This window comes from Streptomyces ziwulingensis (assembly GCF_039542605.1).
GTDB classification, from domain to species: Bacteria; Actinomycetota; Actinomycetes; order Streptomycetales; family Streptomycetaceae; genus Streptomyces; species Streptomyces ziwulingensis.
On record NZ_BAABIG010000010.1, the window covers coordinates 23,106 to 47,656 of the forward strand.

The 24,551-nt window shown below is 72.5% G+C and carries 19 protein-coding genes; 13 read left to right on the plus strand and 6 right to left on the minus strand.

What is annotated here, in order from left to right; translation table 11 throughout:
• Positions 1–55: 55 nt before the first annotated feature.
• Positions 56–1,465, plus strand: a complete 1,410-nt coding sequence (gene glnA, locus ABEB00_RS05105) for a type I glutamate--ammonia ligase (RefSeq protein ID WP_345617685.1) — start codon at positions 56–58, stop codon at positions 1,463–1,465.
• A 225-nt stretch (positions 1,466–1,690) separates the two neighbouring features.
• Complete coding sequence (locus tag ABEB00_RS05110) at positions 1,691–1,948, plus strand: SCO2583/SCO2584 N-terminal domain-containing protein (RefSeq protein ID WP_345617686.1); 258 nt, start codon at positions 1,691–1,693, stop codon at positions 1,946–1,948.
• A 263-nt stretch (positions 1,949–2,211) separates the two neighbouring features.
• Here the strand turns inward: ABEB00_RS05110 and ABEB00_RS05115 are convergent, their stop codons facing one another.
• The gene (locus ABEB00_RS05115; RefSeq protein WP_345617687.1) at positions 2,212–2,538 is read right to left on the minus strand and encodes a hypothetical protein; all 327 of its coding nucleotides are present in this window, start codon (positions 2,536–2,538) and stop codon (positions 2,212–2,214) included.
• Between the two features lie 220 nt (positions 2,539–2,758).
• Between ABEB00_RS05115 and ABEB00_RS05120 the strand changes: the two genes are divergently transcribed.
• The 7 genes from ABEB00_RS05120 to ABEB00_RS05150 all read left to right on the plus strand — a co-directional run bounded on the left by ABEB00_RS05120 (position 2,759) and on the right by ABEB00_RS05150 (position 10,194).
• Positions 2,759–3,118 carry an arsenate reductase family protein gene (locus ABEB00_RS05120; protein ID WP_345617688.1) on the plus strand — a complete coding sequence of 120 codons (360 nt, stop codon included), beginning with the start codon at positions 2,759–2,761 and terminating at the stop codon, positions 3,116–3,118.
• 306 nt (positions 3,119–3,424) lie between these two features.
• Entirely contained in the window at positions 3,425–4,456 is a 1,032-nt protein-coding gene (glnII, locus tag ABEB00_RS05125) for a glutamine synthetase (RefSeq protein ID WP_345617689.1), read from the plus strand.
• A gap of 384 nt (positions 4,457–4,840) precedes the next feature.
• Positions 4,841–5,428 (plus strand): winged helix-turn-helix domain-containing protein, encoded by a 588-nt coding sequence (locus tag ABEB00_RS05130; RefSeq protein ID WP_345617690.1) that lies wholly within the window; start codon positions 4,841–4,843, stop codon positions 5,426–5,428.
• 120 nt (positions 5,429–5,548) lie between these two features.
• Positions 5,549–6,568 carry an NAD-dependent epimerase/dehydratase family protein gene (locus tag ABEB00_RS05135; RefSeq protein WP_345617691.1) on the plus strand — a complete coding sequence of 340 codons (1,020 nt, stop codon included), beginning with the start codon at positions 5,549–5,551 and terminating at the stop codon, positions 6,566–6,568.
• Positions 6,569–6,620: 52 nt separating this feature from the next.
• A complete protein-coding gene (locus ABEB00_RS05140) occupies positions 6,621–7,907 on the plus strand; it encodes a sensor histidine kinase (RefSeq protein WP_345617692.1) in 1,287 nt (428 codons plus the stop codon).
• Entirely contained in the window at positions 7,892–8,545 is a 654-nt protein-coding gene (locus ABEB00_RS05145; protein WP_345617693.1) for a response regulator transcription factor, read from the plus strand. Before ABEB00_RS05140 ends, ABEB00_RS05145 begins: the two co-directional genes overlap by 16 nt.
• Positions 8,546–8,676: 131 nt before the next feature.
• Positions 8,677–10,194: a DUF1996 domain-containing protein gene (locus tag ABEB00_RS05150; RefSeq protein ID WP_345617694.1), complete on the plus strand. Its 1,518-nt coding sequence runs from the start codon at positions 8,677–8,679 to the stop codon at positions 10,192–10,194.
• 77 nt (positions 10,195–10,271) lie between these two features.
• On the opposite strand, the gene ABEB00_RS05155 is transcribed toward ABEB00_RS05150, so the two are convergent.
• Positions 10,272–10,727 (minus strand): hypothetical protein, encoded by a 456-nt coding sequence (locus ABEB00_RS05155; protein ID WP_345617695.1) that lies wholly within the window; start codon positions 10,725–10,727, stop codon positions 10,272–10,274.
• 170 nt (positions 10,728–10,897) lie between these two features.
• Between ABEB00_RS05155 and ABEB00_RS05160 the strand changes: the two genes are divergently transcribed.
• From ABEB00_RS05160 to ABEB00_RS05175, 4 genes are all read left to right on the plus strand, one after another.
• Positions 10,898–11,407, plus strand: a complete 510-nt coding sequence (locus ABEB00_RS05160; protein WP_345617696.1) for a tetratricopeptide repeat protein — start codon at positions 10,898–10,900, stop codon at positions 11,405–11,407.
• 46 nt (positions 11,408–11,453) lie between these two features.
• A complete protein-coding gene (locus ABEB00_RS05165; protein WP_345617697.1) occupies positions 11,454–13,373 on the plus strand; it encodes a hypothetical protein in 1,920 nt (639 codons plus the stop codon).
• A gap of 109 nt (positions 13,374–13,482) precedes the next feature.
• Complete coding sequence (locus ABEB00_RS05170) at positions 13,483–14,538, plus strand: PDR/VanB family oxidoreductase (RefSeq protein WP_345617698.1); 1,056 nt, start codon at positions 13,483–13,485, stop codon at positions 14,536–14,538.
• A gap of 57 nt (positions 14,539–14,595) precedes the next feature.
• Positions 14,596–15,288, plus strand: coding sequence for a TetR/AcrR family transcriptional regulator (locus ABEB00_RS05175; protein WP_345617699.1), 693 nt, complete (start codon positions 14,596–14,598; stop codon positions 15,286–15,288).
• Between the two features lie 10 nt (positions 15,289–15,298).
• On the opposite strand, the gene ABEB00_RS05180 is transcribed toward ABEB00_RS05175, so the two are convergent.
• The 4 genes from ABEB00_RS05180 to ABEB00_RS05195 form a co-directional block, all read right to left on the minus strand.
• Positions 15,299–15,655 (minus strand): 5-carboxymethyl-2-hydroxymuconate Delta-isomerase, encoded by a 357-nt coding sequence (locus ABEB00_RS05180; protein WP_345617700.1) that lies wholly within the window; start codon positions 15,653–15,655, stop codon positions 15,299–15,301.
• 74 nt (positions 15,656–15,729) lie between these two features.
• The gene (pulA, locus tag ABEB00_RS05185; RefSeq protein WP_345617701.1) at positions 15,730–21,144 is read right to left on the minus strand and encodes a pullulanase-type alpha-1,6-glucosidase; all 5,415 of its coding nucleotides are present in this window, start codon (positions 21,142–21,144) and stop codon (positions 15,730–15,732) included.
• A 133-nt stretch (positions 21,145–21,277) separates the two neighbouring features.
• Entirely contained in the window at positions 21,278–22,663 is a 1,386-nt protein-coding gene (locus ABEB00_RS05190; RefSeq protein ID WP_345617702.1) for an alpha-amylase, read from the minus strand.
• A gap of 196 nt (positions 22,664–22,859) precedes the next feature.
• Complete coding sequence (locus tag ABEB00_RS05195; protein ID WP_345617703.1) at positions 22,860–24,539, minus strand: glycoside hydrolase family 13 protein; 1,680 nt, start codon at positions 24,537–24,539, stop codon at positions 22,860–22,862.
• Positions 24,540–24,551 lie beyond the last annotated feature (12 nt).

A 24,551-nucleotide genomic window follows, 5' to 3' on the forward strand; every position in this document is an offset into this window, starting at 1 on the left:
GGCCGCACAAACGATCTACCACCCCGGCGGGACGGTCGGGAGTAGGAGGAGCTGGATGTTCCAGAACGCCGACGAGGCCAAGAAGTTCATCGCGGACGAGGACGTCAAGTTCGTCGACGTCCGCTTCTGCGACCTGCCGGGTGTGATGCAGCACTTCACGATCCCGGCCAAGGCCTTCGACCCGGCCGAGGAGCTGGCCTTCGACGGCTCCTCGATCCGCGGCTTCCAGGCCATCCACGAGTCCGACATGGCGCTGCGCGCCGACCTGACCACCGCGCGTGTCGACCCGTTCCGCCGGGACAAGACGGTCAACATCAACTTCTTCATCCACGACCCGATCACGGGCGAGCAGTACTCCCGTGACCCGCGGAACGTGGCGAAGAAGGCCGAGGCGTACCTGGCCTCCACCGGCATCGCCGACACCGCGTTCTTCGGCCCCGAGGCCGAGTTCTACGTGTTCGACTCCGTCCGCTTCGCCACCAGCGCGAACGAGTCCTTCTACCACATCGACTCCGAGGCCGGCGCCTGGAACACCGGTGCGGTGGAGAACAACCGCGGCTACAAGGTCCGTTACAAGGGCGGCTACTTCCCGGTCCCGCCGGTCGACCACTTCGCCGACCTGCGCGCCGAGATCTCGCTGGAGCTGGAGCGGTCCGGCCTGCAGCTCGAACGGCAGCACCACGAGGTGGGCACCGCCGGCCAGGCGGAGATCAACTACAAGTTCAACACGCTGCTCGCCGCCGCGGACGACCTCCAGCTCTTCAAGTACATCGTGAAGAACGTGGCCTGGCGGAACGGCAAGACGGCCACCTTCATGCCGAAGCCGATCTTCGGCGACAACGGCTCGGGCATGCACGTCCACCAGTCGCTGTGGAGCAACGGCGACCCGCTCTTCTACGACGAGCAGGGCTACGCCGGCCTGTCGGACATGGCCCGCTACTACATCGGCGGCATCCTCAAGCACGCCCCGTCGCTGCTGGCCTTCACCAACCCGACGGTGAACTCCTACCACCGCCTGGTGCCGGGCTTCGAGGCCCCGATCAACCTGGTGTACTCGCAGCGCAACCGCTCCGCGGCGATGCGTATCCCGATCACCGGCTCGAACCCGAAGGCCAAGCGCGTCGAGTTCCGCGCGCCCGACTCCTCCGGCAACCCGTACCTGGCCTTCTCCGCGCTGCTGCTCGCGGGCCTGGACGGCATCAAGAACAAGATCGAGCCGGCCGAGCCGATCGACAAGGACCTCTACGAGCTGGCCCCCGAGGAGCACGCGGGCGTGGCGCAGGTCCCGACCTCGCTCGGCGCCGTCCTCGACCGCTTGGAGGCCGACCACGAGTTCCTCCTCCAGGGCGACGTCTTCACCCCGGACCTGATCGAGACGTGGATCGACCTCAAGCGCACCACCGAGATCGCCCCCCTCCAGCTCCGCCCGCACCCGCACGAGTTCGAGCTGTACTTCGACGTGTAAGAGGCAGCGCCGGACCTGGGCCTGAAGCGCCCTGGCACCTGACAGACCGCGAGGGCCACCACCCCGATCACGGGGCGGTGGCCCTCGCGGCGTGTCCTCGCCCCGTCCTCGCCGGGTCCCCGGCGGTGCGACCGCTGGTCCCTACACCGAAAGTCGGCACCCGTCGTCCATGATCCTGGTTTACTGGCACGGTTGTTCGACAGAGACCAGGGGGAGAGACCGCAGATGTCCGAACGAGACGACCTGGAGAGGGAGTTCGACATTCGCTGGGCGGACGAGGCCGTGCACAAGGAGCCGTCGGCCCGGGCCCGGATGCTTGCCGCGCGATGGAAGGAGAACCCGCCCGAGCCGGTTCCCTTCCGGGCCGAGGCGGACCGCAGGGGGCCGCGCAGGTCGTCCTGGGTGTCGACGGCCGTGGTGCTGGGCAGCGTCGCCGTGATCATCGTGCTGCTGGGGTACATCAACTTCCGGGCGTCTTACTAGGGTCGGTCTGCGCCGGTTGCGCCGGTTGCGCCGGGTGTGCCGGTGCGTGTGCCAGTGGCGCGGGCGCACACTCAGTGTAAGGAGCCGGTACCGCTGCGTGCATCCGGTTTTCCGTGCGGTCCGTGCGGATGGGACCGTGGGGGGGGCGGGCGGGGACATGGGCCGTTCGTCTGCGCGTCCGTGCACGGCACGACGCCGGGTGGCGGCCCCTGGGAGGGCGGGCACCCGGCGTCTTCGCTCACCTCACCTCACCTCGGCTCGCGTCAGCGTGAGTACCGCATCAGCGCGCGCACCATGTGGCACGTCGTCTCCGACGGCGGGTGGACGCCGATCGTCGCGGCCGCGGTGCGGATCTTCTCGTTGCGGGCCTGGTTCGGCAGGTAGACGCCGGAGTCCAGCAGGGCGATGGCGAGCCGCATCGCCTTGAGCCGGCGGTTGTGCGTGATGTACCAGTCGCGGGGGCGGCCCGCCGGCAGCGGGCGCTTCTCCACGGGCTCGTAGGGCAGGTCGAGCAGGACGGGCCGGGCGGCGGTGGACTGGGTGGGCAGCGGCTTGCGGTTCGTCGTCGGCTTCAGTGCGGCAGCGGGCACGGGCATCCTCCTGACGCGATCAGGGCGCCTCGCCGGGGACTTCGGCGACCCCGGCGACACCCTCGAACACTGCTTCAATTCTACCGTCCGGCACTGACAAAAACCCCTGGCCAAGAGGGTTTTCGGGGGCGCAGTGACGGACGGGGAGAACGGGTTCTCCGGGGCCTCGGGCCAAGGGCTGTCCCGCCAGGAATCGCGGGACAGCCCTTACCGTGACGGCATGGAGATCTGGATCAACCCCGCCTGCTCGAAGTGCCGCTCCGCGCTGAGCCTGCTGGACGCCGAGGGCGCCGACTACACCGTCCGCCGCTATCTGGAGGACGTGCCGGACGCGGACGAGATCCGGGGCGTACTGGCCCGCCTCGGCCTCGAACCCTGGGACCTCACCCGCACCCAGGAGCCGGCCGCGAAGGAACTCGGACTGAAGGAGTGGCCGCGCGAGGAGGCGGCGCGCGAGCGCTGGATCGACGCGCTCGCCGCGCACCCCGGGCTGATCCAGCGCCCGATCATCACCGCCGGCGACGGGACGGCCGTCGTCGCCCGCACCGACGAGGCGGTCCGCGCCACCCTGCCCCGGTAACCCGCTGACCCGGCAACCCGCTGACCCACTGACCCACTGACCCACTGACCAGCGTGCCCGGAATTCCGGAATCCCTCGCCCCCCAAACCCATCGCATACGGCCCGGCCGCCCGCCCCGGGCCACCCGCGTCGCCCTCACACCCTGCGTCACGTCACACCATCACCAGGTAACACGGGGTTCACGCCCGGGCAATGGCCGGGAAATCGCCTGTTGACAGTGTGCCGGGCAGTAGAGGTCGTGCTCCGGTGCCGCAGCGCCGCCGCACCCGCGAGTGCGCCCAGACCCACCCAGAAGGATGTGGCCCCGTGACCTTCAAGGCTGAGTACATCTGGATCGACGGCACCGCGCCGACGGCCAAGCTGCGATCCAAGACGAAGATCATCGCGGATGCCCCCGCCGGTCTGGACGCCTTGCCGATCTGGGGCTTCGACGGTTCCTCCACCAACCAGGCCGAGGGCCACTCCTCGGACTGCGTGCTCAAGCCGGTCTTCACCTGTCCCGACCCGATCCGCGGCGGCGACGACGTGCTCGTGCTGTGCGAGGTCCTGGACACGGACATGACGCCGCACGCGAGCAACACCCGCGCCGCACTGGCCGAGGTCGCCGAGCGCTACGCCGCGCAGGAGCCGATCTTCGGCATCGAGCAGGAGTACACCTTCTTCAAGGACGGCCACCCGCTCGGCTTCCCCAAGGGCGGCTTCCCGGCCCCGCAGGGCGGTTACTACTGCGGTGTCGGCGCCGACGAGATCTTCGGCCGTGACGTCGTCGAGGCCCACCTGGAGAACTGCCTGGCGGCCGGTCTGGCCATCTCCGGCATCAACGCCGAGGTCATGCCCGGCCAGTGGGAGTTCCAGGTCGGCCCGGTCTCCCCGCTGGACGTCTCCGACCACCTGTGGGTGGCCCGCTGGCTGCTCTACCGCACCGCCGAGGACTTCGACGTCGCCGCCACCCTCGACCCGAAGCCGGTCAAGGGCGACTGGAACGGCGCCGGCGCGCACACCAACTTCTCCACCAAGGCCATGCGCGAGGGCTATGAGGCCATCATCACCGCCGCCGAGTCGCTCGGCGAGGGCTCCAAGCCGCTGGACCACGTCAAGCACTACGGCGCCGGCATCGACGACCGCCTGACCGGCCTGCACGAGACCGCCCCGTGGAACGAGTACTCGTACGGCGTCTCCGACCGCGGCGCCTCGGTGCGCATCCCGTGGCAGGTCGAGAAGGACGGCAAGGGCTACATCGAGGACCGCCGTCCCAACGCCAACGTCGACCCGTACGTGGTGACCCGGCTGCTCGTCGACACCTGCTGCGCGGCCCTGGAGAAGGCCGGCCAGGTCTGACCCTCCCGCTCGTACCGAAACCGGGGGCGCCCACCGCGACGGTGGGCGCCCCTGGGGTCTGTCACCGGCTCTTTCCGGCCGGATGCGGCGTCCAAGCTGTGAGAGGAGACTCCTGCCACGCCGAACTGTCTGCTTCAATGGAGCCATGGCCAGCTTCCAGAAGCACACCGCGCCGGGTCGCCATGACCTTGAGCCCTTCTGGCCTTCCCGTCAGCACCACGACTTCGACCGGGTGTGTTGCCGCGCGTTGACCGCGCGGGCCCTCTGAAGCCGTATCCCGGCCTTCGGCCAGCGCGCACGACGTACGTCCCGCGACGCCCGACCGCGAACCCGCGGCCGTCGCCCCCTGCCGACGAACCTCTCGCGCGAAAGAGCTGACCTCTCATGGCGACCACCCGTTCCCTGTCCTCCGCCCCCGCCCTGTCCTCCGCCCCGCCCCTGACCTCCGCCCCGAGCACCGCCCGGCACCGGCTGCGTGCCGTGGACCGGGACGAGACGGTGGACGTCGCGGGCCTTCTTCCGCCGGGCGCGACCTGGCTGCCCGCGCCGCAGCACACCCTGCCCGCCCTGCCGGGCCGGCCGCCGATGATCGGCTACCTGGTGCTCGTGCCGGCCGACCAGCAGCCGCCCTTCCCGACGGCGGCCATACCCGTCCCGGACGAGTCCGCCACCGACGGCGAGGCACTGGTACGCGTCGACACCACCCGCCGCACCGCCTTCGTGGAGGGGCGTCAACTGGACCTGACGTACCTGGAGTTCGAGCTGCTCGCCCACTTGGTCGCGCACCCGCACCGGGTGCACACCCGCGATCAGCTCGTCACCACGGTCTGGGGCTACGGCCATGTCGGCGACGGCCGGACCGTCGACGTCCATGTCGCCCGGCTCCGTCGCAAGCTGGGCGCCGAGCACCGCGGCACCATCCAGACCGTGCGGCGCGTCGGCTACAAGTACACCCCGCCGACCGACCGCTGACCCGGCCGCGGCACCCGCCACCGCATCGGCCGGCTACCCGGCCGACCCGCTCTGCCGACCCGCTCTGCCGACAGCCGAACTCCGTTCCCCTCCCCCCTCGTCCCGGGCACAGTGACCGGCATGAGGCTATTGCTGCTGGGCGGGACGGAGTTCGTGGGGCGGGCCGTGGTGGAGGCGGCGCTCGGCCGGGGCTGGGAGGTGACCGTCTTCCACCGGGGACGGCACGCCCCGCCGCCCGGGGTGCGGTCGCTGCACGGCGACCGCACCGCGCCGGACGGGCTCGCCGCCCTGGCCGACGGGACCTGGGACGCCGTGGTCGACACCTGGTCGGCGGCGCCCCGCGCGGTGCGGGACGCGGCGCGACTGCTGCGCGGCCGCGCCGGACGGTACGTGTACGTGTCGAGCTGCTCGGTGTACGCCTGGCCCCCGCGCGCCGGTTACACCGAGGACGCCGAGCCGGTCGCGGACGCCTCGCCCGACGCCGACGCGACCGAGTACGCCCGGGACAAGCGGGGCGGCGAACTGGCCGCCGTCGACGCCTTCGGCGCGGACCGCTCCCTGCTCGTGCGGTGCGGGCTGATCCTCGGCCCGCACGAGAACGTGGGGCGGCTGCCGTACTGGCTGAACCGGGCGGCGCGCGGCGGCGACATGCTCGCGCCGGGTCCGCGCGAGCTGCCGCTGCGGTACATCGACGTACGCGACCTGGCCCGGTGGATTCTCGACGCGGTGCGGGAGGAGCGCGGCGGGCCGTACAACCTGGTCGGTCCGGCGGGGCTCGCCACCATGGGAGAGCTGATCGACGCCTGTGTGCGGACCACCGGCGGCACGGCCCGGCCGCACTGGCTCGACCCGGAGACCGTGCTCGGCGCGGGCCTGGAACCCTGGAGTCAACTGCCGGTGTGGACACCGCCGGACAGCGAGCTGCACGACGCCCTGCACAGCGCCGACGTCACCCGGGCGCTGGCCACCGGCCTCGACTGCCGGCCCGTCACCGAGACGGTCACCGACACCTGGCGCCGGCTGCGGGAGAGCGGCGGCACCCCGCCTCGGCGGCCCGGCCGGCCGCCGCTGGGCCTGGACGAGGAGACGGAGGCCCGGGTGCTGGCGGCCGTCCGGGGTGTACCTGGCACCACCCCCTGACCGGGTGCTCCGCCCAGTGACCGGTCGCGGCCCGCTCGGCCAGAATTCCCCCATGACCATCGACATCGACGCGCAGAGCAGCGACGGGCGGAGCAGCGACGGGCGGAGCACGGGACGCGGTGTCGCCAGGGCCGCCGCGCGGGGGCTGGCGCTGGCGCTCGTCGCCCTGCCCGGGTCGGTGCTCTGCTTCGTGCTGGCCGCCGTCTCCCTCGCCCTCGTCCCGGTCGGCGCGGGCATCGTGACGACCCCGTACGTCCTGACGGGGGTACGGACGTACGCGAACTGGCGGCGGGTGCTCGCCGCGGAGTGGGGCGGGGTGCGCGTCCCGCCCGCCTACCGGCCGCTGCCGCCCGGCGCCAACCCGTGGACCCGCACCTTCGCGATGCTGGGCGACCCGGCGACCTGGCGGGACCTGCGGTGGCTGCCGGTCGACATGACGGCGGGCTTCGTCACCGCGCTGCTCCCGGCCGTGCTGCTCCTCTACCCGCTGGAGGGTTTCGCGCTGGCCGCCGGGCTGTGGCGGGTCCTCCCCGACGGGTACTGGTACGGGTTCGTGCCCGTCCACGGGCAGGCGTCCGCCCTCGGCGCCGCCGCCCTCGGCGCCGGTCTGCTCCTGCTCGCCCACTTCCTCACCCCGCGCCTGCTGCACGCCCACTTCCTGCTCACCCGGGCCGTGCTCGGCTCCGGCCGGGGTGAACTGGCCGAGCGGGTCCGGGTGCTGACCGAGACCCGGCGCGACGCCGTCGACACCTCCGCGGCCGAGCTGCGCCGCATCGAACGCGACCTGCACGACGGGGCGCAGGCCCGGCTGGTCGCCATGGGCATGGACCTGGGCACCGTGGAGGCCCTCCTCGACACGGACCCGGAGCGGGCCCGGGAGCTGCTGGCCCGCACCCGCCGGTCCTCCGCCGACGCCCTCACCGAACTGCGTGACCTGGTACGCGGCATCCACCCGCCGGTGCTGGCCGAACGCGGTCTCGGCGACGCGGTACGGGCGCTGGCGCTGCGGCTGCCGGTGGCCACCGAGGTCACCGTGGAGCTGCCGGGCCGGACCGGGGCGCCGGTGGAGTCGGCCGCGTACTTCGCGGTCAGCGAGGTGCTCACCAACGCGGCGAAGCACTCGGGCGCCGACCTGATCCGGATCGACCTGCACCACGCCGACGGTTCCCTGCGGATCACGGTCACCGACAACGGGCGGGGCGGCGCGGCGATCGGCTCGGGGTCGGGCCTGGCCGGGATCGAGCGGCGGCTCGGTACATTCGACGGCGTCCTGGCCGTCAGCTCCCCCGCGGGCGGTCCCACCATGGTCACCATGGAGATCCCGTGCGCGTCGTCCTAGCCGAAGACCTGTTCCTGCTGCGCGACGGACTGGTCCGGCTCCTCGAAGCCCACGGCCTGGAGATCGTCGCGGCCGTCGAGAGCGGCCCCGAGCTGACCCGGGCGCTGGCCGAGCTGGAACCGGACGTCGCCGTGGTCGACGTCCGGCTGCCGCCCACGCACACCGACGAGGGGCTGCAGTGCGCGCTGCGGGCCCGGCGGGAGCGGCCGGGGCTGCCGGTGCTGGTCCTCTCCCAGCATGTGGAGCAGTTGTACGCGCGGGAGCTGCTGGCCGACGGCAGCGGCGGGGTGGGCTACCTGCTGAAGGACCGGGTGTTCGACGCCGAGCAGTTCGTGGACGCCGTCCGCCGGGTCGCGGCGGGCGGTACGGCGATGGATCCGCAGGTGATCCAGCAGTTGCTGAGCCGGCGCGCGGCGGAGAGCCGGCCGCTGGCGCGGCTGACCCCCCGGGAGCGGGAGGTGCTGGAGCTGATGGCGCAGGGGCGGACCAACACGGCGATCGCGGGCCGGCTCGTCGTCACCGAGCGGGCCGTCGCCAAGCACACCGCGAACATCTTCGCCAAGCTGTCCCTGGAGGTCTCCGACGACGACAACCGCCGTGTGCTGGCGGTTCTGGCCTATCTGGACCACGGCCGCTGACCTCGGCCGCCCCATCCGGCACGGCAATCACCGACCGACGTGAACACCTCGGGAGCGGCTTGCGTATGGAGGGGAGCCGCTTCACTCCTGTCGGGCGCCTCGCTGCCCCGCAAGGAAGTCAGAGGAGTTCCATGGGACGCAATACGAGAAAACGCCGTATGCCACTGGCCACCAAGGTCATGGCCGGGACGGCGGCCCTAGCGCTCGGTGGGGGCGGGCTGGTCTGGGCCAACTTTTACGCCTCGGCGCACGAGAGCGACCGCGGCCAGCACCGGACGCTGGCCGCCGGCGCCCAGGTCGCCACGATCCAGTGCCCGGACATCGGCCAGCGGCTGCGCGACGTACCCCGGGGGGCGCGGGCCGGTGTCGACCGGGAGCTGGCCCAGCTCGACAAGCAAATCACCGAGGCGTACGCGCGTCTCGCCTCGACCCGCGGCGCGCAGCAGGGCGACGCGGGCTTCGTGCAGAACTCGATCCTCGGGCCGCTGAAGTCCAAGCGGTCCGCGGCACTGGACCGGATCGGCACCGACATCCGCCGGGTGGGCGGCCAGGTCCCCAGGGGCCTCGGCCGCTTCGCCGGCTGCCGCGGCATGGGCGCCGACCAGCCGGCCGACGGGGGCGGGGGCCAGAACGGAGGCCAGAACGGAGGCCAGAACGGGGGCAGTCAGCCTCCCGGCGACGGTGGCGGTGGCGGTCAGGCGCCCGGTGGCGACGGCGGCGCGGCCGCGGGCCCGGTGGCCGCCGACTTCGTCGACATCACCACCGTCCGGCCGGGCTCCGGGGCTCTGCCCAACGGGCTGGCCGCCAACGGCGACTCGGGTTCGACCGGCTCCTTCACCACCGTCTGCGGCGTCAACGAGAACAACCTGTTCAACAGCGACAACATCATCGTCGCCCCGGGTGTCGACAACGGCGCCCACCACACCCACGACTACGTCGGCAACCAGGACAACAACGCCTTCTCCAGCGACGAGGACCTGGCGAACGCCGAGACCTCGTGCCAGAACCAGGGCGACGTGTCCACGTACTACTGGCCGGTGCTGCGGCTCCAGGACGGTACCGAGGAGTTCGACGCCGGTGACCTGGGCGGTGGCGCCGAGGGCAACATCGGCAAGATCCTCAAGGCCGACCGGGCGGAGATCAGGTTCGTCGGCAACAAGCGGGGCGACGTGGTCGCGATGCCGAAGTTCCTGCGGATCATCACCGGTGACGCGAAGGCTTTCACCAACGGCCTCGCCAACGCCAACACCGCGTGGAGCTGCACCGGCTTCGAGGACCGGCAACTGACCGACAAGTACCCGATCTGCCCGGACGGCAGCCAGGTGGTACGTACGGCCAACTTCCAGAGCTGCTGGGACGGCCAGAACGCGGACAGCGCCAACCACCGCGACCACGTGGCGTTCGTGCGGGACGACGGCACCTGCGCGGACGGCTTCCAGGCCATCCCGCAGCTCCAGGTCCGCCTGGTGTACGACGTGCCCGCCCCGACGGTGCGCAAGGGCCAGGTGCGCGACCCGTACGCGGTGGACGGCTTCCCCGAGCAGTTGCACAAGCCGATCACCGACCACAACGACTTCATCAACGTCATGGACGAGGAACTGATGAACACGGTGGTCGAGTGCATCAACAGCGGCGAGGACTGCGAGTAGCCCCGCCGGTTCCCTGACGGACGAGGGCCGGTGGCGGGAAACCCCGCCACCGGCCCTTCCGGTGCCCCGGCGCGGTCTCAGCCGGCGTACCCGCCGTGCCCGCCCCCCTGCCCGCCCCCGTGCCGCGTCCCCTGCTCCAGGGTGCCGCCGAGCCGGCCGCGCAGGCCGGCCACCACCTTCTCGTGGCCGACGGCGACCCATTTGCGGCCGACGAGGTAGTAACCGCCGTAGTCCTTGGCCGTGTTGATCCACTCGCGCTGGCCGCGGTCGGTGGCGAAGGTGGCGAGGACGTAGCGCTCCCCGCCCTTCTCGCAGAGGGCCTGGCGGATCTCGTCGGCGTCGGACTGCATGTTCGGCGCGCAGCGCACCTCGGCGGCCAGGTGCTCCAGGCTTCCCGTCGCCGTCTCGGGCACGGCCGCCGCGCCGCCGTCCCCGCTCCCGCCTGCGCCGCAGCCCGCCAGCGTCAGTACGGCCGCCGTCGCTGTCGCCGCCGCCGTCACCGCCGGCCGTAGTCTCGGTCGGGTCAGCCTCATGTTCTCCTCCGGTCCGTTGCGGCGACGTGCCGCGCGGAGCCCCGCGAGGGGCCTCGGGTCTCGATACGGCCGCGACGCGCGAAGTACTCAGCGGGTGCTCGGCGAAGTGCTCAGCGAGTACTCAAGGGAATACCGTGCCGCCCGGTAGCGCGCGTGCCAGGGTGGGGCCCGTGGACAAGGACTGGGAAGACCGCGTGGCCGCAGCCTGGGCCGCCTTCGACGACCACCCCGAGCAGGACGCCGCCGCCTTCCGGGAGGTGATCGACGCGCTCGCCGGCGAACCTCCCGAGGACGGCCCGCTCGGCCCGTTCGAGCGGGCCTGCGCCTGGGACTCGACGGGCCACCCGGACCGGGCGGTGCCCCTGTACCGCGAGGCGCTCGCCCGCGGACTGGGCGAGGTGAGCCCGTACAGGGCCCGCCGGACGAAGATCCAGTTGGCCAGCTCGCTGCGGAATCTCGGACACCCGGAGGACGGCGTCGACCTGCTGACCCCCGAACTCCTGACGCCGTCCGACGAGTTGGACGACGCGGTACGCGCCACCCTCGCGCTGTGCCTGTCCAGTCTCGGCCGCGACCGCGAGGCCCTGGCGCTGGCGCTCGGCGCGCTCGCCCCTCATCTGCCGCGTTACCGGCGCTCGATGGCGAACTACGCGCGGCTTCTGGTCGAACCCGGCGGGTGACGGCCGCGCCCGGTGACCAACCGCCGGTTCGCTCGTTCTGCGGTACGTGCAGTCACACGATGTCGCCCCGCGCCCCGCACCGTCCGCCACCGACCCGGTCGTCGACGTCGATCAGGCCGAGGCCGCGCTCATCGAGCACTATCCGCGCCTGGTCCGGCTCGCCTACCTGGTGCTGCCACCCGGTCTCGGACGCAACCGCCGCGTCCTGACCGCGCACGCCCTCGCCCAGCGCGCCCTGCCCCGCAACCGCACCCCCGTGCCGGTGATCCCGGCCCAGTCCGCGGCCCCGGCGGGCGACCCCGGCTACGCCCTGATCCGCCTGCGGGTGGTGCGTACGGCGCTGGAGGCGGGGCTGCCGCTGCGCCGCCGGGCCTGGCCGAAGCGGTCGCAACTGCCGTCGCCGCTGCCGCGGGTGTGGGGCCTGCGGCTCTTCCCCCGCTCCGGTGGCGCCGACGAACTCGCCCTGGACCGGGCGCTGTCCGCGCTCTCCGCCCCGGCGCGGGCCGCGTACGCGCTGCGCGGCCTGGAGAAGCTGGCCGACGGCGAGGTGCGCGACCTGCTCGCCGCGGCGGACGTCACCGACCTGGACGCGGCGCTGGACGAGGCCGACTCGGTGCCCGCCCAGTACCCGCTGCTGGCCTCCCCCGAGTTCGACCCCTGTTCCCTCCAGGCCCGGCCGACCGACCTGATGCGGCGCCGGCAGCACCTGAAGGCCGCGCTGGTCGGCGGGGTGGCCCTCGCGGTGTGCGGGGCGCTGCTGGCCCTCCCCGACGGCGGCCCCGGCCCGGACGGCGCCGCCGCCCCGCCGTACGCCCGCAACCCCGCGGCCCAGGCCGCCCTGGACCCGGCGAAGCTGACCAAGGTTTCCCCCGCCGCCTGGCGGACCTCCGCGCGCACCGACTTCTCCGTGTGGCCGGCCCGGGGCCGCCTGACCGGCGACCGTGCCCTGCTGCGCCGCGCGCTGGCCGTGTGGGCCCGCCCCGGCGAGTCGGTGCGGGTCTCGGCGACGCCGGGCACCGCCACCGGCGGCCCGGCCGGCCCGCCGCAACTGCTGTACGCGGGAGAGGTGGACGCCGCGCGGGTGGTGCTCCTCCACGACGGTCTGCGGGTCGTCAGGTACGCCGAGCCGAAGGACGGTTCCGCCGGGGCGGCCCTCGACTTCGCGCGGGCCGACGGCGCCCGCCGTGCCGACGCGGGCGCGCTCGTGCTGGGCCGGGCCGACGGCAACGTGCGCTTTCTGACGGCGCCCTGGGTGACGAAGGCCGCCGAGCGGGACCTGACCGAGCCGGGCGCCGGGGCGATGGACCTGACGCTGACCGACGGCGTGACCTCGCCGCTGTCCGGCCCGGTCGAACGCTCGGGCCGCTGCACCTCGTGGAACGTGCTGGAGCTGACCGACGGCGACACCGCGCGCCTGGTGAGCGACCTCGGCGAACTGGTCCCGGCCCGCCTGACCACCGGGCACCCCGGCAGGACCGGGGAAGTGGCCGGCGCCGGGAAGCTGCGCGACTGGTCGCCGTACGCCTGCTCGCTGGGCACGGTGCGCGGGCAGGGGGTGCGCTCGGTGAACGTCTGGGAGTTCGCCGAGCAGTCGCTGCCCGACCGGAGCGGGCGGGCCGTGTGGGCGTGCACGCGGGCCGAGACCTGGCGCGGCGGCGGGGCGAAGGTGCTGGCCCAGTTCGCCACGCCGGGCGGCGCGTACGGCGCGGTGGCCGCGCAGGCCGAGGACGTGCCGGCCTGCGGCGAGCGCGAACCGCATGTGCTGGCCGGGGTGTTGTGGAAGTCGGAGGAGGGCGGCTGGTACCTGCTGGCCGCCGGCGACCCGGCGACGGAGTCGATCAGGGCGACCGGCGGGATCGACGCCGCCGCCGAGGGCCCCTCGCTGACCACCGAGGCCGAACAGGGCGGGCGGGCCTACCTGGAGAGCACCCTGAAGGACGGCCGCAAGATCGGCGGCCTCCGCTGAACCAGGCTCCCCCCGGCCTCCCCCGTTTCACGCCCCCTTGCTGACACGAGTGTCAACAAGTCGCGCCGCAGGGCTTCCGCGCTGACTTACCCGTCAGTACATTGACGCCATGTCTCATAAGCACGCACTGTCGGCCCTTGCCGCCGCGGCCGGTGCCGCGCTGCTCGCCCGGCGGGCGCTGCGCCGCCGCGACTCCGCACGGCCGGTGCCCGCCGCGACGTCCCGGACCGCGGCCGGCCCCGGCACCCGCCCGCTCACCCTGCTGGTCACCGCGCACGAGACGGTCGCCGAAGGGGTGGTCCTGCTCCGCCTGGAGGGCCACGACCTGCCGCGCTGGGAGCCGGGCGCCCACCTCGACCTGGTGCTGCCCTCGGGGCTGGTACGGCAGTACTCGCTCTGCGGCGACCCGGAGGACACCTCGTCGTACACGGTGGCCACACGGCTGGCCGCGGACGGGCGGGGCGGCTCGCGCGAGGTGCACGAGCAGGTGCAGGAGGGATCGGAGCTGGAGGTGCGCGGGCCGCGCAACCGCTTCCCGCTGACCGAGGCGCCCTGCTACGTCTTCGTCGCCGGCGGCATCGGCATCACGCCGATCCTCCCCATGCTGCGGGCGCTGCCCGAGGGCACCGGGTGGCGACTGCTGTACGGCGGCCGGTCCCGGGCCTCGATGCCGTTCCTGGAGGAGGTCGAGAAGCTCGACCGGGACGGCGGGCACGTCACCGTCGTCGCCGAGGACGAGGCGGGCCTGCCCGACCTCGACGCCTTCCTCGCGGACCTCCCCGCGGCGGCGGCCGTCTACGCCTGCGGCCCGGAAGGGCTGTTGACGGCCCTCGCGGACCGGCTGCCCGAGGGGACCGACCTGCGTCTGGAGCGGTTCGCGCCGCGCCGGGGGGCGGACGGCGAGGCGGAGTTCGAGGTCGAGCTGCGCCGCAGCGGGCACACCCTGACCGTGCCACCCGGCACCTCGATACTGGCCGCCGTCCGCGCCGAGCTGCCGAACACCCCGTACTCCTGCGAGCAGGGCTGGTGCGGGACCTGCCAGCAGCGGGTGCTGGAGGGCGAGATCGAGCACCGCGACGACCTGCTGACGGACTCCGAACGCGGCGACTCCCTGCTGATCTGCGTCTCGCGTGCCCGAGGTGAGCGTCTCGTGCTGGATATGTGAACACCCTTGTCCGGTCCGGCCCGTATCGGGGCCGGAACCGATCGGTAAAGTGTTCGTATGACTACCGGGGTGCGTCGCAGGATGGGCGTCGAGGAGCGGCGGCAGCAACTGATCGGGGTCGCCCTCGACCTCTTCAGCCGCCGCTCGCCCGACGAGGTCTCCATCGACGAGATAGCGACGGCCGCCGGGATCTCCCGCCCGCTGGTGTACCACTACTTCCCCGGCAAACTCAGCCTCTACGAGGCCGCGTTGCGGCGCGCCTCCGACGATCTCGCGGGCCGGTTCACCGAGCCCCACGAGGGGCCGCTCGGGGCCCGGCTGCTGCGGGTGATGGGCCGCTTCTTCGACTTCGTCGAGGAGCACGGCCCCGGCTTCTCCGCCCTGATGCGCGGCGGCCCGGCGGTGGGCTCCTCCACCACCAACGCGCTCGTGGACTCCGTACGGCAGGCCGCCTACGTGCAGATCGTCGCCCATCTGGACACCGCCGGCCCGCCGCCGCCGCGGCTGGAGCTGGTGGTCCGGTCCTGGATCTCCCTCGCGGAGGCGACCGCCCTGCTCTGGCTGGACGGGCGCCGCATCCCGCGCACCGAACTGGAGTACCAGTTGGTGCAGGACTTCGGCGCGCTGGCCGCGGTGAGCGCCGCCCACGACGAGGAGATGGGTGCCCTGCTGCGCCGCGTCATCGCGGCGGAGCCGGCCGACGGCCCGTTCGCGGACCTGGTCGGCCGGCTGGCCGCGCTGGTCGGTTAGCTTCCTTCGGTCAGCTCTCGTACTTGCGGTAGGAGGCGGCGAGGTCGCGGACCTCGGCGGAGGCGTGCAGCGCGAGGCCGTCGCCCGGCTTGACGTGCTGCCGGAGCAGGTCCAGCACCGCCTCGGTGAGCTGTGCCTTGGTCTCCTCGGTGCGGCCGGCGAGCAGGCCGAGGGTGACGTGCACGACGGCGTGGCCCTCGGTGTCCGGGCCGACCACGGTGTCCTCGGTCCGCCGGAACTGCGTCTTGCAGGCCGGCGGCTTGGCGGCCGCGATCTCGGCCACGGCCGTGTGCAGGGCCCGCGCGAACGCGGGCCGGTCGAAGTCGTCCGCGAGCGCTGCGGAGTAGTCGACGGTGATCTGCGGCATGAGCCCTCCTGATCCCTGGCTGCTGCGGCTGCTCGGGAACAGCCACGCTCACCCTAACCGCAGCGCCCGGGGGGTCAGCCGGTCCGGGTGAACACGGCGACCGTCCGGCCCGGCACGGTGAACGTGCCGGTTCCGGCCGCGTACGAGGACTCCCGCACCACCGGGTCGGCGCCCGCCGCCTGCACCGGATGCAGCCGGTATCCGTCCCCGGCCACCGCCGCGACCCGCTGCTCCTGCCGCTCGGGGGTGGCGTTGAGGACGACGACGAGGTCACCGAGGCGCATGGTGATCACGCCGGGTGTCTCGGTCTGCCCGGAGAGCGGGAAGGAGAGCCGGTCCCGTACCTGCCCGGCCGTGGCGAGGGAGAAGTCCTGCTCGCTGGTACGGATCTTCAGCAGGTCCCGGTAGGCCGCCGAGGCGCCCGTGATCTGCGGGCAGCCGACCCGCACCGAGCCCAGCAGCGGCTTCGCGTACGGCCACTTGTCCGCGTTGTCGGCGGCCGGGGGCAGGCCGCGGCCGAAGCCGTTGCCGTCGGCGCAGTCCCAGTGGATGGCGTTGAACCAGTCGCCGCTGTCGTAGGAGTTGCGGTCCAGCGACTTGGAGCGCAGCAGGTCGGTGCCGGCCTGGGAGAGGGCCGGGCCCTGCGAGAGGGTGGCCGTCGCCATGGCGAGGACCTGCATCCGGGCCCGGTCGTCGGCGGAGGTCCGGAGCGGCAGTTTGAAGGCGAGCGCGTCGAAGAGGGACTCGTTGTCGTGGGCGTCGGCGTAGGCGAGGGCGTCGCCGGGCGCCTCGGCGTATCCGGCGGGGGCGCCGTTGTAGTCGACCTCGGAGCCCTTCACCTCCTTGCCGCCGGTGTCGGTGAAGGTGAAGTCGGCGAGGTTGCCGGTCAGCCCGACCTTGATCAGGTCCTGGTAGTGCAGCAGCCGGGCCTTCTGCTCGGCCCGGGTCCCGTTGGCCGCCGACCCGTTGGGGTCGGTGTAGAGACCGGAGGCGAAGCCCTGCACGCCGGGGTCCTGGTCGAAGGGGCCGCCGCCGCGCACGGCGTCCCGGGCCCGGTCGGAGAAGGTGGCGATGCCGGTGCCGGCCATGTTCCGCTGGGTGGCCTGCGGGAAACGGGCGTCGTCGGCGACCTCGCCGAAGTTCCAGCCCTCGCCGTACATGATGATCTTCTTGCCGTCGACGCCGTCCTTCGCGGGGGTCAGCGCGTCCAGGGCCGCCCGGACCGCCAGGATGTTGGCCTTCGGGTGGTGGCCCATCAGGTCGAAGCGGAAGCCGTCGACCTTGTACTCCCTGGCCCAGGTGACGACCGAGTCGACGACGAGCTTGCCCATCATGGCGTTCTCGGTGGCGGTGCCCGCGCAGCAGGTGCTGGTCGCCACCGTCCCGTCGGCGAGCAGCCGCTGGTAGTAGCCGGGCACGATCCGGTCCAGGACGCTCGCCGGCGCCTGGCCGCTCGCGGCGGTGTGGTTGTAGACGACGTCCATGACGACCCGCAGGCCGTCCTCGTTGAGCGCCCGCACCATCTTCCGGAACTCGACCGTGCGGGCGGTGCCGTCCGGGTCGGTGGCGTAGGAGCCCTCGGGGACCGTGTAGTGGTACGGGTCGTAGCCCCAGTTGTAGGCGTCCTTCGCGGCGGCCCTCGCCACACACTCCTGCTGGGCGTCGGAGTCGGCGGGGAGGGCGGCGAGGTCGCAGGTGACGCGCGCCTGGCCGGCCTTCCGCTCCGGGATGGTGGCGATGTCGAAGACGGGCAGCAGGTGCACGTACGAGGTGCCGGCCGCCGCCAGTTTCCGCAGGTGCTTCGAGCCGTCGCTGTCCTTGTCGGTGAAGGCGAGGTAGGTGCCCGGGTGTTTCGCCGTCCGGTCCTCGACGGAGAAGTCCCGGACGTGCAGTTCCTGGATTCGCGCGTCCCGCGGGGGTACCGCCTCCGGCTTCTCGTACCGCGCCCAGTCGCGCGGGGCGAGGGACCGGTCGGCCAGGTCGACGACGAGGCTGCGCTCGGAGTCGGCGGTGAGGGCGACGGAGTACGGGTCGGTGACCTTGTTGGTGACGACCGCGCCGGCCTCGGGCGCCCAGACCTCGACGGCGTACCGGTAGGGCAGGCCCCGCCAGCTCCGCGGGCCGGTGACGGACCAGACGCCGGTGGTGTCGTCGCGCCGCATCCGGGCGGTGGTGCCGCCGATCTCCAGGGAGACGCTCCGCGCGGTGGGCGCCCACACGGAGAGGGTGGGACGGCCCTGCCGGAAGACCGGCCCGAGGTCCGCCTCGGTCGCACCCGCGTACAGGTCGTCCAGGGCGCCGGCGAGCTGCACGCCCGTCGCCGAGAGCAGCGCCCCGGCGATCGTGTACTGCGTGGCGACGACCTGGCCGCGCAGCGCCTCGCGCACCCGGTCCCGGTCGCGCGGGTCGACGGTCCAGGCCGGGTACTCCTTCAGATGCGGGTACTTCGCCCGCTGCGCGTCGGTGAGCGTGGTGCCGCTCAGCCGCAGCCGGCGTTCGTCCGTGCCGGTCAGGACGCCGTCCTCGACCTTGAGCGAGCCGGTGCGGGAGTACGTGAGCTGGGTGGCGGCGGCGCCCTCGGAGCCGTGCCAGGCGAGGGTGTTCCGGTCGATCCAGACGGCCTTGGCGGTGCTGAGGTCGACGGCGGCGGCCGACCCGGCGGGCTGTGGCAGCAGGTACTTCTCCTCGCCGTTCATCAGCCACACCTCGTGGCCGTCGGCCCGCAGGTCCAGGGCCTGGTCGGTGGGCAGGTCCTTCTCGTCGCCCTTGTGCAGGACGTAGCTGAGAGTGGTGGCACCCGCGGTGAGCGGTACCTCGAAGACCGCGCCATAGGGGTCAGTCTCCACCGGCTCCAGGGGCTTCGACCAGTCGGTGGGATGCGCGGCACCGGACCAGACGTGCAGTCCCCAGCCGTCGTACTTCCCGTCGGCGCGGTGGTAATGCAGTACGGCCTTGGTGGTGTCCTGCGGCGGATACGCGGGCCGCTCGGTGCGGACGGTCTCCTCGCCCTGCTCGATCCAGACCTCGCCCGTCCGCGTGACGTCGACGGTCCGGTCGGCGGCGACGTCCTTGGTGCCCTCCTGGTCGATGACGAGGAAGTTCACCTCCGAGGCGCCCGGTTTCAGCTTGACCCAGGCGAAGGCGCCGTAGGCGTCCCGGCCGGCGAAGGGGTGGCTGTCGGGCCAGGTGGTGGCTTCGCCGTCGGCGAGGTCGCCCCAGGCGTACAGGCCCCAGTCGTCGTAGTCGCCGTCGGCCCGCCGGTAGTGGACCAGCGCGTGGTCGCGGGAGGTGGCGGTGGGCGGCTCCTCGGCGGGCGGGGTGCCGGTGGTGGAGGCGGCCGTCGCGCTCGCGGTGCGCCCGGCCGAGTCGATCACGACCGCCTTGTAGCGCAGCGCGGTACCGGCGGGGAGGTCCTTGCCGAGGGGGTGGGTGACCTGGTAGGGGGCGTGGTCGGCGGAGCCGAGGGTGCGCCACTCGCCGTCGCCGGTCCGGGCGGCGAAGACGACGCGGTTGAGCTGTCCGCCGTCGACGTCGGCGGACACCTCGACGGTGCCGGTGGCGCCGGGGGCGGGGGCGTGGAGGGTGAGGGCCGGTTCGGTGGCGGGCTCGCCGAGGGCCTTCGCGGCCTTCAGGACGATCGCGGAGCCCGCCGGGACGGTGACGGTGAGCTTCTTGTCGGCGGCCGTGCGCGCGTCGGTGCCGGTGCCGTAGAGGGCGCGGAAGGTGGTGCTCGCGGTGTCGGTGGCGAAGGTGACGGTCCTCGCGGTGCCGGCGTTGTTGAGCGCGACGACGTACTCGCTGCCGCGCGCGGGGTCCGTCCGCGAGAACGCGTAGACACCGGCGCCGTCGGCCGCGTACCGCTCGGTCTGGACGCCGTCGGCGAGGGCGGGGTGCGCCTTGCGCAGCGCGGCGAGAGTGCTGATCCGCCGGTAGAGGGGTGCGCGGGTGTCGTAGGCGTCGGCGGCGTGGGTGCGGTCGGTGCCGAGCTGGTCGTCGTCCAGGTAGTCGGCGGTCTTGGAGGCGAACAGGGACTGGCGGGCGTCCTTGTCGCCGCCCGCGCCGGTGAAGCCCTGTTCGTCGCCGTAGTAGACGACGGGGTTGCCGCGGCTGAGGAACATCAGCTCGTGGGCGAGGCGGTCCTTCTTCAGCAGGGCGGCGTCGCTCGCGTCCGGGTTGTCCTGTTTCAGGAACGTGCCGAAGCGGCCCATGTCGTGGTTGCCGAGGAAGGTGACCTGCTCGTAGGCGTTGGCCTTGCCGGACGTGTACGTGTAGTCGTCGCCGAAGACCGAGGCGAGCTTCCTCGCGCTCCCGCCCTGGGAGGCGTAGCCGCGGGCGGCGTCCTGGAAGGGGAAGTCGAGGGTGGCGTCGAGCCGGCCCTGGGTGACGTAGGGCGAGGTGACGGCGGTGTCGGCGGAGTAGACCTCGCCGAACAGGAAGAAGTCGTCGCGGCCCCGCTTCGCCGCGTAGGCGTCCAGGGCGGTCGCCCACTGCGTCCAGAACTCCATGTTGACGTGCTTGACGGTGTCGATCCGGAAGCCGTCGATGTCGAAGTCCCGCACCCAGCGCCGGTAGATCCGCTCCATGCCGGTGACGACCTCGGGACGCTCGGTCCACAGGTCGTCCAGTCCGTCGAAGTCGCCGTAGGTGGCGGACTCGCCGGCCCAGGTGGAGTTGCCGCGGTTGTGGTACATGGCCGGGTCGTTGAGCCAGGAGGGGACCTTGGTGTCCTTCTTGGCGGCGGGCACGACGGGCGTACGCGGGAACGAGCCGGTGTCGACGGCCGGGAACCGCTTCTCCGCGTCGGCGCGGCCGGCGTAGTCGGCGTCGTCGAAGGGTTCGCCGTCCTCGGTCAGGTACGGGAAGGCGCCCTTGGAGAGGTAGTCGTAGGACTTCTCCTCGTAGTCGACGACGTCGGCGGTGTGGTTGGTGATGACGTCGAAGAAGACCTTCATGCCCTTGGCGTGCGCCTCGGCGATGAGGTTCTCCAGTTCCTCGTTGGTGCCGAAGTGCGGGTCGACCTGGGTGAAGTCGGTGATCCAGTAGCCGTGGTAGCCGGCCGAGGCGGCCGCCCCGGTCCCCTGCACGGGCTGGTTCTTGAAGATCGGCGCCATCCAGAGGGAGGTGGTGCCCAGCTCCTTGATGTAGTCGAGCCGCTTCGTCAGGCCCTTGAGGTCGCCGCCCTGGTAGAAGCCCTTGTCGGCCGGGTCGTAGCCGGTGGCGAGCCGGGAACCGGTGAGACCGCCCTCGTCGTTGCCGGTGTCACCGTTGGCGAAACGGTCCGGGAGGACGAAGTAGAACTGCTCGCGGGTGAGGTCGTGGCGGGCGGGGGTGCTCGCCAGTGCCGCGTCCGACGGCGGTGCGGGCGGGGCCGCGGCGCGTGCCGCGAGGGGCGTGAGGAGGGTGGCCGCGAGCGCGGCGACGGTGAGGGCCGCGACCCGGGGGACAGCGGCGGTGCGGCGCGCCCGCGGCGCCGGCCAGCTCGGTTTCACCGGTGTGGACTCCTTGCGGTGGCGACTCGTCGGGTCCGATCCCGGCGTGACGGTAGCGGCGGCGTCAGTCCTGCTGCAAGGGTCGTGAAAGCAACGGAAAGAATTTTCACGGCCCTTGCGTGCGGGGGGTGGTTCAGCAGGTGGTCTTGCCGGCGTACAGGGCGAGCGCGGTGTGGGCGCCGAGCGAGGCGGTGAACTGCCCCGAGGAGTTGACCGTCACCGTCCGGTCGCCCTGGACGTCGCAGTACGTCCCGGCGGGCAGCGAGGTCTGGTAGGTCCGGCTCAGGGCGCCGCTCTCGTGGTTGATGGCCACGTACCCCTTGGTCCCGCGGCCGAAGGCGATCGCGTCGCCGCCGTTGTCCCACCAGCCGGTCACCGACTGCCCGCGCACGGCGTTGCGGAAGGCGACCATCGACTTGATCTCCGGCCAGGCGTGCTGGCACTTCCAGCCGTCCTGCCAGCAGGCGCTCACCTGACCGCCGTTGGGCGGTCCGGCGTCCGTGTTTGACCACTCGTAACCGGAGTTGACGTCCGGGGCGCCGTACGGCCAGGCCAGCATGAAGACGTTGGCGAGGGTGTAGGCGGCGGAGTCCTTGTAGCTGAGCGTGGAGCCGTTGCGCTCGGTGTCGTGGTTGTCGACGAAGACGCCGGCGACGCCGCTGCTCAGGTACCCCCAGCCCGCACCGTAGTTCTTCAGGTAGGCGAGGTTCTCGTTGGTGAAGACGCGCTTGAGGTCGAAGGCGTACCGGAACTCCTGGACATCCCCGGTACCGGTGTACTCGGCCGGCTGGACGGCCTCGCCGGCCCCGTGGATGACCTCCTGCTTCCAGTACGCGGACGGGTTGGTGAGGCGGGACTTGATGTCGGCGAGGTCGGCGGCGGGTATGTGCTTGGCGGCGTCTATCCGGAAGCCGTCGACGCCGAGGGAGAGCAGGTCGTCGAGGTACCCGGCGATGGCGCCGCGGACGTAGCTCTCGCCCGTGTCCAGGTCGGCGAGGCCGACCAGTTCGCAGTGCTGGACGTTGTACCGGTCCTGGTAGTCGGCGATCTGCGAGGTGCAGTCGTCGAAGTCGGGCGCGGAGTACAGCCCGGGGTAGTGGTACTTCGCGTACGACGAGCCGCCGGTGCCGGTGCCGCTGCCCGCGGACATGTGGTTGACGACGGCGTCGGCGACGACCTTCACGCCGGCCGCGTGGCAGGTGTTCACCATGTTCCGGAAGGCGGTGCGGTCACCGAGCCGCCCGGCGATCCGGTAGCTGACGGGCTGGTAGGACGTCCACCACTGCCCGCCCTGGATGTGCTCGGCAGGCGGGGAGACCTGCACGTAGCCGTAGCCGGCCGGGCCGAGGGCAGTGGTGCACTCCTTGGCCACGGAGGCGAAGTTCCACTCGAAGAGGACGGCGGTGACGTCCTTGGTGCCGGGAGGTGCGGCGTGCGCGGATGTCGGGTTCATGACAGTCACGGAGGCGAGAGCGAGCGCTCCGGACAGGAGAATGCCGGGAAGTGTCCTGCGTGCCATGCGGGGGCCCTTCTACGCTGAAGGCGCTGACGGCTCTTGCGGCTCTTGCTGCAAGGTTCTGCAACCTTGCGGTGACGCAGATGTTAGGGGTTCATCGACCGGAAGGGCAGTGTCCGGCGGGAACTCGTCCGGTAAACCGGGTGGCGGAGAGCCCGCCGTCCCTCCCCGCGGGGGACGGCGGGCTCGCGGTCGTCGGTCAGGCCGTCGTCCACCACACCGTCGTGTCGGCCGGGACCTTCGCTCCGCCGTCGATCTCGTTCACCTCGTCGCTGGCCAGCAGGACGCGGCCGTAGCCGGGGACGGCCACCGATTCGGCGGTGGTGTTGGCGACGCAGACGAACTCGCCGCGGCGGAAGGCGAGGACGCCCTCGGGGGCCCGCAGCCACTCCACCGCGTCGCCCGCGCCGAGGTCGGCCTGCTGCCGGCGGACGGCGAGTGCCGTGCGGTACAGCTCCAGCGTCGAGCCCGGCTCGCCCATCTGCGCCTCGACGCTCAGCTCGCCCCAGCCCGCCGGCTGCGGCAGCCAGCTCCCGGCGTCGCCGAAGCCGTACGACGAGCCCGTGCGCGTCCACGGGATCGGCACCCGGCAGCCGTCGCGGAAGCCGTCCTGGCCGGCGCCGCGGAAGTACGCCGGGTCCTGGCGGACCTCGTCGGGAAGGTCGACGACGTCCGGCAGGCCCAGTTCCTCGCCCTGGTAGACATAGGCCGAGCCGGGCAGGGCGAGCATGAGGAGGGAGGCCGCGCGGGCCCGCTTCAGGCCCAGCGCGCGGTCGCCGGCCAGGCGGATCTGGGTGCCGAGGCCGGGCGGGTTGGCGAAGCGGGTGGCGTGGCGGGTGACGTCGTGGTTGGAGAGCACCCAGGTGGCGGGGGCGCCGACCGGGCGCATCGCCCCCAGCGTGCGGTCGATGACGGTCCGCAGCTCCTCGGCGTCCCAGTGGGTGCTCAGGTACTGGAAGTTGAACGCCTGGTGCAGTTCGTCCGGGCGGACGTAGTTCGCCGTGCGCTCCACGGTCGGCGTCCACGCCTCGGCGACGAAGATGCGCTCGCCCGGGTACTCGTCGAGGATTCTCCGCCACTGGCGGTAGATGTCGTGCACGCCGTCCTGGTCGAAGAACGGGGTGACCTCGTTGCCCAGCAGCGTGAGCTGTTCGTGGTCGCCGAGGTCGGGTAGCCCCTCGGCCTTCACCATGCCGTGGGCGACGTCGATCCGGAAGCCGTCCACGCCGATGTCCAGCCAGAAGCGGAGGATCGAGCGGAACTCGTCCCCGACCGCCGGGTGCTCCCAGTTGAAGTCGGGCTGCTCGGGGGCGAACAGGTGCAGGTACCACTCGCCGTCCGCGACCCGCGTCCACGCCGGGCCGCCGAAGACCGACTCCCAGTCGTTGGGCGGCAGTTCGCCGTTCTCGCCCTTGCCCGGGCGGAAGTGGTAGCGGTCGCGGGAGGGCGAGCCGGGGCCCTCGGCGAGGGCGCGCCTGAACCACTCGTGGTGGTCGGAGGAGTGGTTGGGGACCAGGTCCACGATGATCCGCAGGCCGAGTCCGTGGGCGTCGCGGATCAGCGCGTCGGCGTCGAGCAGGGTGCCGAACATCGGGTCCACGGCACGGTAGTCGGCGACGTCGTAACCGCCGTCGGCCTGCGGCGAGGCGTAGAAGGGGCTGAGCCACACCGCGTCCACGCCGAGGTCGCGCAGGTACGGCAGTCGGGCACGGACGCCTTCGAGGTCGCCCATGCCGTCGCCGTCGCTGTCGGCGAAACTGCGCGGGTACACCTGGTAGATCACCGCGTCCCGCCACCAGTCGCGCCGCCTGGCGACGGTGGGGCGAGCCGAATCGGACCGGGAGGTCGGGGCCTGGGCTGCGGAGTGCTGCTGGCTCATGTCGTCCTTGAG

Coding starts and splice junctions, on each gene's coding strand:
- glnA (WP_345617685.1), top strand. CDS start 56: ATGTTCCAGAACGCCGACGAGGCCAAGAAGTTCATCGCGGACGAGGAC.
- ABEB00_RS05110 (WP_345617686.1), top strand. CDS start 1,691: ATGTCCGAACGAGACGACCTGGAGAGGGAGTTCGACATTCGCTGGGCG.
- ABEB00_RS05120 (WP_345617688.1), top strand. CDS start 2,759: ATGGAGATCTGGATCAACCCCGCCTGCTCGAAGTGCCGCTCCGCGCTG.
- ABEB00_RS05130 (WP_345617690.1), top strand. CDS start 4,841: ATGGCGACCACCCGTTCCCTGTCCTCCGCCCCCGCCCTGTCCTCCGCC.
- ABEB00_RS05135 (WP_345617691.1), top strand. CDS start 5,549: ATGAGGCTATTGCTGCTGGGCGGGACGGAGTTCGTGGGGCGGGCCGTG.
- ABEB00_RS05140 (WP_345617692.1), top strand. CDS start 6,621: ATGACCATCGACATCGACGCGCAGAGCAGCGACGGGCGGAGCAGCGAC.
- ABEB00_RS05150 (WP_345617694.1), top strand. CDS start 8,677: ATGGGACGCAATACGAGAAAACGCCGTATGCCACTGGCCACCAAGGTC.
- ABEB00_RS05155 (WP_345617695.1), bottom strand. CDS start 10,727: ATGAGGCTGACCCGACCGAGACTACGGCCGGCGGTGACGGCGGCGGCG.
- ABEB00_RS05170 (WP_345617698.1), top strand. CDS start 13,483: ATGTCTCATAAGCACGCACTGTCGGCCCTTGCCGCCGCGGCCGGTGCC.
- ABEB00_RS05175 (WP_345617699.1), top strand. CDS start 14,596: ATGACTACCGGGGTGCGTCGCAGGATGGGCGTCGAGGAGCGGCGGCAG.
- ABEB00_RS05180 (WP_345617700.1), bottom strand. CDS start 15,655: ATGCCGCAGATCACCGTCGACTACTCCGCAGCGCTCGCGGACGACTTC.
- ABEB00_RS05190 (WP_345617702.1), bottom strand. CDS start 22,663: ATGGCACGCAGGACACTTCCCGGCATTCTCCTGTCCGGAGCGCTCGCT.
- ABEB00_RS05195 (WP_345617703.1), bottom strand. CDS start 24,539: ATGAGCCAGCAGCACTCCGCAGCCCAGGCCCCGACCTCCCGGTCCGAT.